This window comes from Actinomadura darangshiensis (assembly GCF_004349235.1).
Lineage (GTDB): Bacteria > Actinomycetota > Actinomycetes > Streptosporangiales > Streptosporangiaceae > Spirillospora > Spirillospora darangshiensis.
In genome coordinates this window covers 1-14,225 of record NZ_SMKY01000080.1, presented here as the reverse complement: position 1 = coordinate 14,225, position 14,225 = coordinate 1, and the positions used below count along the sequence as shown (strand labels likewise).

The 14,225-nt window shown below is 75.3% G+C and carries 12 protein-coding genes; 3 read left to right on the top strand and 9 right to left on the bottom strand.

Annotated elements, in window-relative coordinates:
* Window positions 1-3: 3 nt before the first annotated feature.
* Both ctaD and E1293_RS19015 read right to left on the bottom strand, forming a co-directional pair.
* A complete protein-coding gene (ctaD, locus tag E1293_RS19020) occupies window positions 4-1,692 on the bottom strand; it encodes an aa3-type cytochrome oxidase subunit I (protein ID WP_132198770.1) in 1,689 nt (562 codons plus the stop codon).
* 57 nt (window positions 1,693-1,749) lie between these two features.
* A complete protein-coding gene (locus E1293_RS19015; protein ID WP_243716327.1) occupies window positions 1,750-2,727 on the bottom strand; it encodes a Ppx/GppA phosphatase family protein in 978 nt (325 codons plus the stop codon).
* Window positions 2,728-2,857: 130 nt separating this feature from the next.
* On the opposite strand from E1293_RS19015, the gene E1293_RS19010 reads away from it, so the two are divergent.
* From E1293_RS19010 to E1293_RS19000, 3 genes are all read left to right on the top strand, one after another.
* Window positions 2,858-3,508: a hypothetical protein gene (locus E1293_RS19010; RefSeq protein ID WP_132198769.1), complete on the top strand. Its 651-nt coding sequence runs from the start codon at window positions 2,858-2,860 to the stop codon at window positions 3,506-3,508.
* 75 nt (window positions 3,509-3,583) lie between these two features.
* Complete coding sequence (locus tag E1293_RS19005; RefSeq protein ID WP_132198768.1) at window positions 3,584-4,771, top strand: zinc-dependent alcohol dehydrogenase; 1,188 nt, start codon at window positions 3,584-3,586, stop codon at window positions 4,769-4,771.
* Window positions 4,772-4,870: 99 nt separating this feature from the next.
* The gene (locus E1293_RS19000; RefSeq protein ID WP_132198767.1) at window positions 4,871-5,257 is read left to right on the top strand and encodes a nuclear transport factor 2 family protein; all 387 of its coding nucleotides are present in this window, start codon (window positions 4,871-4,873) and stop codon (window positions 5,255-5,257) included.
* Between the two features lie 7 nt (window positions 5,258-5,264).
* Here the strand turns inward: E1293_RS19000 and E1293_RS18995 are convergent, their stop codons facing one another.
* The 7 genes from E1293_RS18995 to E1293_RS18965 all read right to left on the bottom strand — a co-directional run bounded on the left by E1293_RS18995 (window position 5,265) and on the right by E1293_RS18965 (window position 13,770).
* The gene (locus E1293_RS18995; RefSeq protein ID WP_132198766.1) at window positions 5,265-6,152 is read right to left on the bottom strand and encodes a UbiA prenyltransferase family protein; all 888 of its coding nucleotides are present in this window, start codon (window positions 6,150-6,152) and stop codon (window positions 5,265-5,267) included.
* Window positions 6,149-7,315, bottom strand: coding sequence for a cytochrome P450 (locus tag E1293_RS18990; protein ID WP_132198765.1), 1,167 nt, complete (start codon window positions 7,313-7,315; stop codon window positions 6,149-6,151). Before E1293_RS18990 ends, E1293_RS18995 begins: the two co-directional genes overlap by 4 nt.
* Before the next feature lie 9 nt (window positions 7,316-7,324).
* Window positions 7,325-8,548, bottom strand: a complete 1,224-nt coding sequence (locus E1293_RS18985) for a PucR family transcriptional regulator (protein WP_132198764.1) — start codon at window positions 8,546-8,548, stop codon at window positions 7,325-7,327.
* Between the two features lie 12 nt (window positions 8,549-8,560).
* Complete coding sequence (locus E1293_RS18980) at window positions 8,561-9,604, bottom strand: polyprenyl synthetase family protein (protein WP_132198763.1); 1,044 nt, start codon at window positions 9,602-9,604, stop codon at window positions 8,561-8,563.
* A 64-nt stretch (window positions 9,605-9,668) separates the two neighbouring features.
* Window positions 9,669-12,311: a PEP/pyruvate-binding domain-containing protein gene (locus E1293_RS18975; protein ID WP_132198762.1), complete on the bottom strand. Its 2,643-nt coding sequence runs from the start codon at window positions 12,309-12,311 to the stop codon at window positions 9,669-9,671.
* 2 nt (window positions 12,312-12,313) lie between these two features.
* Window positions 12,314-12,958, bottom strand: a complete 645-nt coding sequence (locus tag E1293_RS18970) for a methyltransferase family protein (RefSeq protein WP_132198761.1) — start codon at window positions 12,956-12,958, stop codon at window positions 12,314-12,316.
* Window positions 12,955-13,770, bottom strand: coding sequence for an AfsA-related hotdog domain-containing protein (locus E1293_RS18965; protein WP_165978287.1), 816 nt, complete (start codon window positions 13,768-13,770; stop codon window positions 12,955-12,957). Before E1293_RS18965 ends, E1293_RS18970 begins: the two co-directional genes overlap by 4 nt.
* Window positions 13,771-14,225 lie beyond the last annotated feature (455 nt).

Genomic DNA, 14,225 nt, shown 5'->3' with positions numbered 1-14,225 from the left:
GGCTCAGGACCCCTCGGCCGGCGGAGGCAGCGCCGGCTCGGCCTCCTGCGGCGGCTCCTTCGGCGGGTAGCGCAGGTCGAACGCGGGGCGGACGGAGCGGATCCGCGGCATCGACGTGAAGTTGTGGCGCGGGGGCGGGCAGGAGGTCGCCCACTCCAGCGAGCCGCCGGTGCCCCACGGGTCGTCCGTCTCGGCCCTCTCGCCGCGCCGCCAGGTGCGCAGGACGTTCCACAGGAACGCGAACGTCGACGCGCCGAGGACGAACGAGCCGATCGACGAGACGAAGTTCAGCGGGGCGAACTGGTCGGCGTAGTCGGCGACGCGGCGCGGCATGCCCTCCGCGCCCAGCCAGTGCTGGACGAGGAACGTCGTGTGGAAGCCGGCGAACAGCGACCAGAAGTGGATCTTGCCCCAGCCCTCGTGGAGCATCCGGCCGGTCATCTTCGGCCACCAGAAGTAGAACCCGCCGAACATGGCGAACACGACGGTGCCGAACAGCACGTAGTGGAAGTGCGCGACGACGAAGTAGGAGTCGGTGACGTGGAAGTCCAGCGGCGGGGACGCGAGGATCACCCCGGTCAGCCCGCCGAACAGGAACGTGACGAGGAAGCCGACCGCGAACAGCATGGGCGTCTCGAACGACAGCTGCCCCTTCCACATGGTGCCGACCCAGTTGAAGAACTTGATCCCGGTCGGCACGGCGATCATGAAGGAGGTGATCGAGAAGAAGGGCAGCAGGACCTGGCCGGTGGCGAACATGTGGTGCGCCCAGACCGTCATGGACAGGCCGGTGATGGCGACGGTGGCCGCCACCATGCCGAGGTAGCCGAACAGCGGCTTGCGGGCGAACACGGGGATGATCTCGGTGACGATGCCGAAGAACGGCAGCGCGACGATGTAGACCTCGGGATGGCCGAAGAACCAGAACAGGTGCTGCCACAGCATCGCGCCGCCGTTCGAGGCGTCGAAGATGTGCGCGCCGAGCTTGCGGTCCGCCTCCAGCGCGAACAGCGCGGCGGCGAGGACGGGGAAGGCCATCAGCGCCATCAGGCTGGTCAGCAGGACGTTCCAGGTGAAGATCGGCATCCGGAACATGACCATGCCGGGGGCGCGCATCGCGATGATCGTGGTGATCATGTTGACCGAGGTCAGGATCGTCCCGAACCCGGACAGGATCAGCCCCATCACCCACAGGTCGCCACCGAGGCCGGGCGAGTAGGTCGCCGACGTCAGCGGCGAGTAGCCGAACCAGCCGAACGCCGCGGCGCCGCCCGGTACGACGAAGCCCGACAGCACGATGACCGCGCCGAACAGGAACAGCCAGTAGCTGAGCGCGTTCAGCCGCGGGAACGCCACGTCGGGGGCGCCGATCTGCAGCGGGACGATCACGTTCGCGAACCCGGCGAACAGCGGGGTGGCGAACAGCAGCAGCATGATCGTGCCGTGGATCGTGAACAGCTCGTTGTACCGCTGGTCGGTCACGACCTGCAGCCCGGGCTCCAGCAGCTCGGCCCGCATCAGCATGGCCATGACCCCGGCGATCAGGAACAGGGTGAACGAGGTCGTCAGATAGAGGTAGCCGACCATCTTGTGGTCGGTCGTCGCCAGGATGTGGCTGACCTTCGTGCCCTTGCGGTGCCGCGCGAGCGCGTCGGCGACGCTGGTGTCGTCCCTCCCCTGCACGGCCGTCATCCCGCCGCTCCCCTCCCTCGTCCGAGCCCATCGGGCAACTTGCCGGGGAGGCCGGTTTCAAACGCGGGCGAAGAGCCCGGGGGCGCGGCCCTCGGCCAGCTCGTCCAGCCGGTGGGAGAAGATGCCCTCGCGCAGCGCCCACGGGCAGACGGCGAGCCGGTCGAGCCCGAGCACGTCCATGACGGCCTCGGCCACGATGGCGCCCGCGAGGATCTGGTGGGCGCGCGACGCCTTCACCCCGCGCAGCCGGGCCCGTTCGGCGTCGGGCAGCTCGGCCAGCCTCGGAATCCAGCCGTGCAGGTCGCGCCGGTCGATGTGCCGTTCGCGGTAGGGGCCCGCCTTCGCCTTGGGCGCGCCGCACAGCCGGGCGAGCTGGGTGAACGTCTTGGACGTCGCCACGGCGCGGACCGGTGCCGGACGCTCCCCGAGCTCCGTCGTCGCCTCGGCCAGCACGGACCTGACGTGTCCGCGCAGGGCCTTGCGGGTGCGCTTGCGTACGGGAGGGCGCGGCGGCAGGTGGTGCCGTGTCAGGCGGCCCGCGCCGAGCGCCAGCGAGAGCGCGATCTCCGGTCTGCGGCCCGCGCCGTAGGCCAGCTCCATGGAGCCGCCGCCGATGTCGGCGAGCAGCATCGGGCCCGCCGACCACCCGTACCAGTGGCGGGCGGCGAGAAAGGTCAGCCGCGACTCCTGCTCGCCGGTGAGGAAGCCGAGGGCGACGCCCGTGGCGGCGCGGACCTCGGCGGCCACGTCGTCGCGGTTGGCGGCGTCGCGCAGCGCGGAGGTCGCGAACGGGACCAGCTCGTCGACGTCGAGCGCGGCGGCGGCAGCGGCGGCCTCCCGCACCGCGGCGATCAGCCGCCCGACGGCGGGCCGGCCGATGACGCCGTGCCGGTCGGTGGCCTCGGCCAGCCGCACGGCGCTCTTGACCGACCGGACGGGCAGCGGCGGGTTCCCGGGCGCGAGGTCGGCGACCCGCAGGTGCGCCGAGTTGGAGCCGATGTCGAGCACGCCGACGCGCAGCGGGAGGTCCTCCATGCAGCCCCCTTTACCCCGCATTTACGTAGTCAGTCGGGAGCGGTCCATGCGGACGCGCCGGCGGCACGGTAGAGGCACGGATCTTCGGGAAGGCCGCCGGAGAACGGCGATTTCGAAGGAGCTCCCCCCGGTGCCACACGACAAGCTCACCGCACGGGCCAGGGAACCGGCCCCCAAGGGCGGCGCCGACACACGCCGCGTCGACACACGCGACGTCGAGACCAGGACGGGGGTCGCCTCCGCGCGGGACGAGGCGGCCCGCGCGCTCGACCGCCTCGACACCGCGCGCAGAAAGACCGCACGGGCACGCGGCAGCACGAGCACGGTCGTCCCGCTCGTCCGGGAGCAGCGGCTGGCCGATGCGGCGCACGCCCTGGCCGAGGCCGCCCGCGAGCTGACCCTCGTCGTCCTTGACTGCGCCCCGGAGCCCGTGCCAGGCGAGCTCGCGCCGACCCGCGCCCGGCGTCCCGCCGACGGCGAGCCGCTCGTGACGCTGGACCTGGCGCACCGCGTCGCGCCCGGCTGGCGGCTGTGCCAGTTCACCACCGCCGACCGGGACGCCCACCGCTGGCAGCTGCGGCACGAGGGGCACGCGGGCGGGACCGTGACCCACGTCCTCGGCCTGCGCGGACGCCGGGCGGGCTGGGAGGCCTACGACGCGCGCGGCTTCCGGCTGCGGCCCGGTCCCGGGCCGGAGGCGTACCGGCCCGGCGCGCCCCACCTGTGGGCGACCAGGACGGCCGCGGTCCGCGCGGTGGCGGGTGCCCACCGCTGCCCCTGACCGGGCGGGCGACACCGGGCGGGCGACACCGGGCGGGCGACGTTTCGCCCTGGTCGCCGGGGTAGGGACGGCACCATGAGGGCTGTCACCTGGCACGGCAAGCGCGATGTCCGCGTCGACAACGTGCCCGACCCGAAGATCAAGGAACCGGACGACGCGATCATCCGGGTCACCTCCTCCGGCATTTGCGGGTCGGACCTGCACCTGTACGAGGTGCTCGGGCCGTTCCTCGGCGAGGGCGACGTGCTCGGCCACGAGCCGATGGGGATCGTCGAGGAGACCGGGCCGGACGTCGCGCACGTCAAGCCCGGCGACCGCGTGGTCATCCCGTTCAACATCTCCTGCGGGCGCTGCCACATGTGCGACATGCAGCTGTTCGCCCAGTGCGAGACGACGCAGGTCCGCGAGGAGGGCATGGGCGCGGCGCTGTTCGGCTACACGAAGCTGTACGGGCAGGTGCCGGGGGCGCAGGCGGAGTACCTGCGGGTGCCGCAGGCGCACTTCGGCCCGGTCAAGGTGCCGGAGGGCCCGCCGGACGAGCGGTTCGTCTACCTGTCGGACGTGCTGCCGACCGCGTGGCAGGCCGTCGACTGGGCCGACATCCCGGACGGCGGGACGGTGACCGTCCTCGGCCTCGGCCCGATCGGGCAGATGGCCGCCCGGATCGCCCGCCATCTCGGGCACCGCGTGATCGCGGTCGACTTCGTCCCGGAGCGGCTGGAGTTGGCGCGCCGGCACGGCATCGAGGTGGTCGACGCGGACGACGCCGACGACGTCCCGGACGCGATCCGGCAGATCACCGGCGGCCGCGGCACCGACTCGGTGATCGAGGCGGTCGGGATGGAGGCGCACGGCTCGCCGGGCGCCAAGCTGGCGCAGACCCTCACCGGGCTGATGCCGGGCAACTCCGCGGCGCCGCTGATGCAGCGGGTCGGGGTGGACCGGCTGGCCGCGCTCGGCACCGCGATCGAGGCCGTCCGCCGCGGCGGGACGATCTCCATCGTCGGCGTGTACGGCGGCATGACCGACCCGCTGCCGATGCTGCGGATGTTCGACAAGGGCATCGCGCTGCGGATGGGCCAGGCGCACGTGAAGAAGTGGATCGACACGCTGATGCCGCTCGTCACCGACGACGCCGACCCGCTCGGCGTGATGGACCTCGCGACGCACCGCTGGCCGCTGGAGAAGGCGCCGCGGGCGTACGAGATGTTCCAGAAGAAGCAGGACGGCGCCATCAAGGTGCTGCTGCAGCCCGGCGCGTGACGCCGCCCGGCGCGGTGATCGCGGCCGGGGGCCGGCGCCCATAGGCTTTGCCACGTCCTCAGGCGTGCCGACGACCTGAGCCGATGGAGGTGGGGCCCGATGCACCCGTTCCGCGCGGCCATCGAGAAGGGCGACCTCGACGCCCTCCCTGCGCTGCTGGCCGAGGACGTGACGTTCCTCAGCCCGGTGGCGTTCGCGCCGTACGAGGGGCGGCCGGCGGTCACCGCGATCCTGCGCGCGGTGACCCGGGTCTTCACCGACTTCCGCTACGTCCGGGAGATCGGCGGCGGCCGCGACCACGCGCTCGTCTTCAAGGCGCGGGTCGGCGACCGCGAGGTGCACGGCTGCGACTTCCTGCACCACGACGACGCCGGGCTCATCGACGAGTTCTGCGTCATGGTCCGGCCGCTGTCGGGCGCGCGGGCGCTCTCGGACGCGATGGCGGTGGAGTTCGAGGCCGTCATGCGGGAGATGGGCCTCACCTGAGCCGCCCTCAGCGGGTCAGGCCGAGCACGGCGTAGCCCGCGAAGCTCAGCAGCAGATACAGCGGCGGCTCGGCGCGCGGCCACCGCGGGCCGCCCCGCCGGAACCTCCACGCGCCGAGCGCCGGGAGGACGAGCGGGAGCACCGCGGCGGACGTCCACCCGGCGGGTGCCTGCGAGAAGCGCACCAGGAGGCAGACGGACAGCACCGGCACGGCCAGCGCGAGCGTCACCGACCCGTGGACGCCCAAGGTCGAAACGTAGGTCCGCTCCCCCGCGCGCGGCTCCCTCGTGATCTTCCCGGCGAGTTCCGGATGGCCGGCCGCGAGCACCGCCACGACGACGGCCACGAGCCCGTACCGGTCAGCGCGCTGCCCGGTCTCGTCCAGGTAGCCGGCGTACAGGTAGAGGTGGAGGAGGACCGGCGCGGGCAGGCCGACCAGCAGGCTGGTGAACAGCCGGTCGGCGGACGGCCGTCCCCACCGCCGGTGGACGCCGGCCGCACCGGCCGCGTAGCCGAGCTGGCAGAGCAGGATCCCGGCGCGCCACGGCCACGCGGCGTTCAGCAAGAGCAGCACCACTGCTCCGGTGCGGTAGAGCACGGCCAGGTCGCCGGTGCGCACCACCCCGGCCGGCAGCGGGCGCCCGGGATGGAACCGGCGGTCGTACTCCAGGTCGCGGACGTCGTCCAGCGCCCGCATCAGCAACAGGTCGACCAGGACGGACGCCGCCGCGACGGCCGTCCCGCCGCCCGGTCGCCGGCCCGGCCCATCCGGGTCGACGGCCGCGAACAGCCCACCGATCCCGTACGCCCACGTCAGCGCCACCATCGCGGACGGCACCGGCGGATAGGCGCCCCGGACGTACCGCGCCAGCCGGGCGGCGACGCGGACGGTCACCGCGCCTTCCAGGTGACCGGGAGCCGCCAGAGCCCCCGGATGAACATCCGATCCCGCCAGGCCAGTCGGGCGGGGTCGACGGCCAGGGCCAGGTCGTCGAAGCGGCGCAGGAGGGCGGCGATGGCGATCTGGAGTTCGGCGCGGGCGTGCGCGGCGCCGAGGCACATGTGACGGCCGTGCCCGAAGCCCAGGTGCGGGTTCGGGGAGCGGGCGGGATCGAACTCGTCCACCCGGGGGAACGCGGCGGGGTCCCGGTTGGCGGCGTCGGTCAGGGGGACGACGACGTCGCCGCGCGCCAGGGGCGTACCGGCGAGGGCCGCATCGGCGAGGACGACGTGGGGGTGGCCGCCGGTGCCGGCGAACCAGACCCAGCGCAGGAACTCCTCGACGGCGGACGGGACCAGGGACGGGTCGGCCCGCAGCCGGGCGGCGAGCCCGGGGCGCGAGGCCAGTTCCAGGACGCAGGCGGCCAGGAGGTTCGACGTGGTCTCGCCGCCCGCCATCAGCAGCCCGAACCCGAAGACGACGATCTCCTCCCGGGACAGGCCGCCGCCGTGCAGAAGCTCGGTGAGGATGTCGGCTCCGGGCAGCGCCCGGCGCGCCGTGACCTTCCCGGCGAAGTAGCCGCGCATGCCCTCGTGGGCGGCCCGCACCTCGCCGGGCGGGTGGTGGCCCGCCGACATCATCGCGCCGGCCCACGGCAGGAGGTGGCCGAGGTCGGCGGCGGGGACGCCGAGCACGTCGCAGATGACCGCGTACGGGAACGGGGTCGCGAACCGGGCGATCAGGTCGGCGGGCGGGCCGCCGGCCTCCATCTCGTCCAGCAGGCGTTCGGCGAGCGCCTCCATGCGGGGGCGGTCCGCCTCGGCGCGGCGGGCCGTGAACCGCGGCTGGACCGCCCTCCGGCGGCGGGTGTGCGCCGGAGGGTCGCTGGTGGCGAGGGCGAGGGACGACGGCGTCCGGGCGAAGAGGGTGCCGCCCGTCCAGGCGCCGCGGCCGAACCGGTCGCCGGACAGGACCGTCCGGACGTCGGCATGCCGGGTGACGAGCAGGGCCTCGCGGCCGCCCGGCAGCACGACGGGCACCAGCGGGCGCTCGCGCAGGCGCCGCAGGTGCCCCTCGTCCAGCGGGACGCCCGGACGGTGCGGCAGGGGGAACTCCATCGGACTCCTTCAGGCGCTCAGCGGCGGGGGCAGCGAGGCGTCCTCGGCGCGGTGGCCGTCGCGTTCCCCGCGCGGGACGCGGTCACCGGCCAGCCGCGCCGAGGTGAGCGCCGCGCGGAACAGCTGGATGCCGCGCGCCGAGCTGGGGTCGACGCCGGACAGGTCGCGGATGCGGTCCAGCCGGTAGTGCAGGGTGCGGCGGTGGATCCACAGCTCCCGCGCGGCGCGCTCGCGGTCGAGGTTGCAGGCGAGCAGGACCTCCAGCGTCCGCCGCAGGTCGGTGCCGGCGTCGAGCGGGGACAGCACGGCGGCGAGCCGGCCGCGGATGCCGGGCTGCCCGAGGATGGCCAGCTCGACGAGCAGCTCGTCCGCCCGGTAGGGGCGGTCCTCGGCGTCCGGGATGGCCTTGACGATGGTCAGGACGCGGGACGCCTCCTCCAGCGCCGCCGGAATGTTCGCGACGCCGCGCCGGTAGGACTCGGCGGCGCGCACCGGCCCGCGGGTGCGGGCGGCGAGGCCGGCGGTGAACTCGGCGGACCGGTCCTCGGCGCGCAGCGGCTCGGCGGCGGGGAACAGCACGATCAGCCCGCCGAGGTCGCCGGAGTACAGGACGCCGTCCCAGGACTCCAGGCGGTCGCTCTCCCGCTCCCAGTGCGAGGCCGCGGTGAGCGCGGGCGCCTCGCACCGCAGGACGAGGTAGGACGGCGCGAGCCGGACGCCGGCCGCCTCCGCGATGGCGCCGGCGGGGGCGCCGTCGATCAGCGTCTCGGCGAGCAGGCGGCGCAGCGGACGCGACCGCGCCCCCGCGCGGGGCGCCTCCGCGTAGCCCTGGATGCACGCCTCCCGCGCGCCGACGGCGAGCCGCGCCGCGTGCGCGGTGAGCTCGGCCATCTCGGCGAAGCGGCCGGGCGGCGCGATCACCCAGCAGGTGCGGGCCGCGGCGGTGAGCGCGAGGTCCCACGCCTCCGACAGCACCGGCAGCGGGATCGCCTGCCGCGCCGCGAGGACGCCGAGGTCGCGGAAGCGGTCCCAGTCGTCCGCGGGCAGGGGGTCGCCGCGCAGGACGAGGCCGAGCAGCCGCGCGCAGGTCTCGCGGCGGCCGCCGAACATCGGGCCGGCCGCCCGCCTGATCGGCTGGTAGGCGGGGTGGCCGTGCAGGGCCTCCCGGATCGCGGTGGCGACCCGCGGGCACTGCGCGGTGAGGATGTCCGGAAGTCCGCCGGAAGCGGTCATCGACGGTCCTCCCTAGGCCGCGGCCGGCCGGAACCTGGGCAGGTGGCCCACGGTCGCGTCGACCAGCCCGTGCAGTTCCCGGACGCAGCCCGGATCGCCGCCTAGCAGGTCGAGGAGGCCGTGCGCGCGGCCGATCAGCGGCGCGACGGAGGCGGCGTAGGACTCGATGACCTCGTCGTCGAGCATCCAGGCGGTCAGCTCGGCGCGCGCGGACGCCGAGTGGCGGGCGGCGGCGTGCAGGGCGAGCGCCTCCCGGCGGCGCGCGGCGGGCAGCACGGTCAGCAGGTGGACGAGCAGGTACGTCGCGGTGCCGTTGGCGAGGTCCTCGTGCCGGCCGGAGGCGATGTCGCGCTGGTCGTTGACGAGCTGGCGCAGCACGCCGAGCGCGCGGCCGTACGCGCGCCAGCCCGCGACCCGGTGGCCGTCGGCGCCGGCCAGGCACGCCGCCGCCGCGGCGGCCATCGCGTAGGGGGCGCCGGTCTTGCCCTCGTAGCTGCGCAGCACCGACTCGCGGGTCGCGGCCGGCGCCCGCTCGGTGAGGTCGCGGAGCTGGCCGTCCACGGCGTCCAGCCAGCAGCGCGACAGCTCGCCGGCGAGCGCGGCGCGGACGGCGCCGGTGGCGGGCAGTCCGGTGACGAGCCGGGCCGGCAGGTGGGCGCCGACGGCGAGGGCGGTCAGCACCTTCTTGCCGGCGGCGGCGCCGCCCGGGGCCGGCGCGGCGGCGTCGGCGAGGTCGTCGAGGTAGCGGGCCGACGCCCACCAGAGCAGGTGGACCACCGCGACGGGCGCCGCGGCGGCCGGCTCGCCGGTCTCCGCCCCGTGCACCAGCAGCGGCAGTGTGATCATGCCTTTCAGGCCGGGACGCGAGCCCTTGGCGCGGACGAGGTCGGCGAACTCCACGAGGAACTCCGACATGGCGCCGCCGACCATCTCGCGGCCGTCGTCCAGCCCCATCGCGAGGCCCTCGGCGAGCAGCTCGCACAGCCGCGCCATCTCGGCCTCGACCTCGGCGACCGCCCGTTCCTGGGCGGCCCTGCCGAACACTCCGTCGTCCACGTGCAAGCTCCTCTGCTGGTGCGGGGGTGTACGAGGGTGCGCCGGCGGTCCGGCGGCGCGCCCGTCAGTGCGGGGCGCGCCGGTCCAGGACCCGGACCGTGCCGGCGCGCCCGTCGAGTTCGATCCAGGCGCCGTCGGGGATGCGGTCGACGGCACCGCCGACCGCGACCGCGGTCGGCACGCCGAGCAGCCGGCCCGTGACGGCGGTGTGCGAGAGCAGGGTGCCGCGCTCGACCACCAGGCCGGACGCGGCGATCATGAGGGAGAGCCAGCCGGGGTCGGTCTCGCGCGCGAGGAGGATCCGGCCCGCGCACCCGGCGGGCGGGATGCCGGGGTCGAGCACGACCTTGGCGCGGCCGCGGACCGTCCCGCCACTGGATCCGAGCCCGTGCAGGACGTCGCCGTCCGCGCGTGCGGGCTCGCCGGCCGGGCGGGCGTGCGGGAGGACCGCGGCGACGGGGCGCCCGGCCGGGACGGAGAACAGGGCGGGCGGGGGCGGCACGTCCCGGTGGCGGGCGCGTTCGGCGCGCCGCACGCGCGCGAGGCCGCGCAGGTCGGCGCCGGGGAGGGTGCCGTCGAACGCGCCGATGACCTCCTCGGCGGTGAGGTCGAGGACGTCCGCGGGGTCGTCCAGGGCCCCGGTCGCGGCAAGGTCGGCGCCGAGCCGCCACAGCACCTCGCGGGACAGGCCGAACAGCTGGGTGCGGCAGAAGCGGGTGTCCTCCCGCGTCCGGACGAACCACCGCAGCAAGGACAGCAGGCCGTGCAGCACCGCGCGCCGCGCCGGGTTGGGGCAGGCCGCCCGCAGCCGCCGCCGGGCATCGGCCGCGGCGCGCGCCTCGTCCGTCCGGCTGCCGGCGACGGTGGCGCCCCGCCGGACGAACGGCGCGATCGTCCCGGCGACCATCCAGGGCCGCTGGCGCGGGGTGGGCTCGCCGAGCTTGAGGTCGTGCATCGCGCGGTCCCCGTAGCGCCGCAGGTAGGCGCGGGCCGACGCGGCGATGGGCGAGCCGTACCGGCCGGCGGCGATGCCGTCCCAGACGGCCGCCAGATGCTCTTCCTCGGTGCCGTCGCCGGGTTCCGCGAGAAGCGCGGCCTTGAGGTCCGGTATCGCGGCGGCGCGCTCGGCGAGGGCGATCGCGGCGCGGGCGGCGGCGAGCGACCGGTTCTCGCGGCCCCCGCACAGCAGCCCGACGAGCAGCTCCGGACCGGCGCCCGCCCAGCGCCGCAGCAGCGCGGTCCCGGCCCGCATGGCGAGCAGGCCGTAGAGCCCGTTGGCGAGCGTGACGCCCCAGCGCACCGACACCTCGGCCCACATCCGCCGGTACAGGGCGATCAGCTCCTCCGGGGACCGCCCGGCGAGCGGGCGGGCCGCCGGGTCGTGGACCTCCGCCATCAGGCCGTCCCACCAGCGCAGGAACTCCGCGGTCGCGCGCCGGTGCCCGGCCGCGTGCCAGGCGACCGCGGGCAGCGCGGCGGCGACGCGCGATCGCGGCCCGCGCCGGGACGCGCGCGGCCCGCCGGCGATGCCCATGGCCTCCTCCCACCCGTCGCGGACGAGGTCGAACACGGGGAGCTGGCCGTGCAGCTCCTGCCAGTCGTCCAGCCGGTAGTGGACGCGGCCGTCGAGGTGCCCGACCATGCGCGGCAGCCGGTGCGCGTTGGCGCGCAGCCGCCGGGCCGGCACGCCCATCCGCCGGTAGAGGTCGGTGAAGGCCAGCTCGTAGAACATGCGGGCCTGCGAGTAGGTGAGGGCGCCCGACACGCCCGGGAAGCTCTCGGTGATGTTGTGGCTGCCGAAGTGGACGCGGGGGCCGGCGTCCCGCACCGCCGGCGCGAGGGGGCGGGCCTGGACGAGGTGGACGGCGCCGTCCGGCGTGATCGCCCCCTCGATGTCCTGCGGGCGGCCGAAGTGCTCCTCGACGCGGGCGGCGAGGTCGGCGACCCGCCGGGCCTCGGCGTCGGTGAGCACGGGCGGCTCCCTGAGGGCGCCGGGCACGTCGGCCGCTCGCGGGCCCGCCTCCCCGCCGGCGGGCGGACCCACCATGCGCCGCTTGTCGACGAGCTCGGCGGCGACACGCCCGGCGGGGTCGACGAAGAAGTGGTCGACGTCGGCCCTCTCCTGGACGACGCCCTCCCCGATCCCGTGCGCGGCGGCGATGACGTGGTGCCGCGTCCCGTCGCGGGGGTCGCGGGTGAAGGCGACGAACGAGCGCGTCCCGGGCACCATCCGCTGGACGCCGACGGCGACCCTGGCGCCCGCGGGGTCGACGCCCTTCAGGAGGCGGTATCGGACGGCCTCGGGCTTGAACGCCGACGCCCAGCAGCGCGCCACCGCCTCCAGCAGGCCCTCGCGCCGGACGTACAGGAAGCTGTCGCTCATCCCGGCGAACGGGTCGTCGCCGGAGTCCTCTCCCCCGCCTCCGCCTCCCGGCACCACGCACGCGCGGACGGCGGCCGTCCCGGCGGCGCCGATGCGCTCGTCGAACGCGGCCAGCAGCGCGGCGGCGAGGTAGCCGTCCGGGACGGCCTTCGCCAGCTCCGACGCCGCCGAGGCGCACCAGTCCGCGACCGGCGCGGACGGCGGACGCGGGTCCCCGAGCGCGCGGTCGAACTCGGATGCGGGCAGGCAGAAGAAGTCCGGGACGGGGAACCCCGCCGCCCGCAGGGACTCCAGCCGCGCGAACTTATGGCCGATCTCACCCATCGTCACCACACCTTCGGCAGGACGCGCGGCTTTCCCGCGGCGTACTGCGCATAGCCCGGAACGTCCCAGAGCGCGCGCTCCTCGACCCTGATCCGCCAGGCCACGGCCGACGCCAGCAGCGCGAGCGCCGCCGCACCGGCCGGGTCGAGGAAGAAGCACGCGAAGCCGGCGTTGGCGAGCAGCATCCCCGCGTACGCCGGATGCCGGACGAGGCCGTAGAGCCCGCCCGTCACCACCCGGTGGCCGTCCTGCCGCATCACGTGGTGGGAGTAGAACCGGCCCAGCGTGCGAATCGCGGCCTGCCGCAGTGCCACCCCGGCGGCGAAGACGGCGGCCGGGGCGAGCAGCCACGGCGACCACCGCCCCCAGGGCAGCGGCCCGAACGACGCCGACGCGACCAGCAGGAGGCGGGCCAGCGCGTACGGGAGCAGCGTCCGTCCGTCGGCGGCCGGGGCGGCGGTGCGGCGGAACGTCACCGGAGCCTCCAGGAGCAGCCAGCCCAGGTAGCCGGCCAGCAGGCCCGTCGCGACCGTTTCCGCCGCGCCCTCCCTGCCCGCGTGCAGGACGATCCCGACGGTCAGCGCGCCCGCCCCGGCGATGAACAGCAGGCGCGGCGCGAGCATCAGGAGCCTCATGGCGCTGGTCACCGCGCCCTGGTGCGCTCGTACTGCTCCGGGCCCACGGCGTACGCCTCGTAGCCGAGCGTTCCGAGGCGGGCGCCGGTCGAGGCGTCCGCGAGCGTCGCCGCGCAGCGGGAGCGGCGGCCGGGGACGCGCGCGACGGGCCAGCGCAGCACGAGAGGGACGTCGCGCCCGACGCGGTACGGGATGTCCAGGCGCAGCGCGACCCACAGCAGCGTCGCGTCCATGGGCCGGCCGTGCTCCTCGTGCTCCAGCAGCGTGGCGAACTGCCGGCCCGCCTCGACGATCTCCACCGGCGAGCGGAACCCGGGCCGCGGCTCCTCGGCCGCGGGCGGCTGCAGGACGGCGGCCTCCACCACCGCGCGGCCGCGCCGCACCGGCTCCCCGACCAGGATGTTCTCCGCACGGCGCCGGTGGACGAGGTCCGCGGGCGCCCGGCGGGGCGGTGCCGGAACCCCGGCCCGCCGCCTTGCCGCAGGCGTCTCCGGCGTCTCGTCAGCGAACGCGATGGAGCCGGCGCACACCTCCCGGACGCCCTGGCGCGCGGAGACCGTCCAGGCCCGGTTCGCACCGGGGACCGGACGGCAGGACAGCGTCGTGCCCCGGTCCAGCTCGCAGAACCGGGTGAAGTCCAGGCCGGCGACGACGCGGCCCGGCCGCCGCCCGCGCGCCCGCGTCCCGTCCGCCCGGACGGCCAGGTCGAGCAGGCCGCTGAACAGCAGCATCCCCGGCACATGGTCGAGCGGATGGTCGAAGTAGAAGGGATCGGCCTCGTCGACGGCCAGCTCGCGGAATCGTTCGAGCACGGACGCGGTCATGCGCCACCCCTCCATTTACGGACCCGAGCACATCGGCGCCGGACACCCTTCTCAGGAAGGGCGGATTAGCCGACCGGACGGCCGTCATCCTGCTACAGAAATGCGTCCGGCTGAACTGCACTGCCGGGCAGTCCGGGCCGCGCCGGGTTGCCGGACCGGGCAGCCCGGGGCGCCTCGGACACGCTCCGTGCAAGGGTGTTCGGTCCTGGAAACCGCATGTCAGCGTCCACTTGCGGGGCGCCGCCGGGCGGCGCGGCGGGCCGACCGCGCACGTCACCCGCCGCCCTGGAGACCGAAGTCCGCGCGTTTCGCCGAGATCATCGGGGCGATTTTCGGACCCGCATCACACAAGGTATATTTTCAAATTATTGTTCAATCATCGCCGCCGCCCGCCGCCTTGTGACGTTGCCCACAATTAATTGGCAGAATGCGGCCAATGCGGCGGGGCCCGGCGC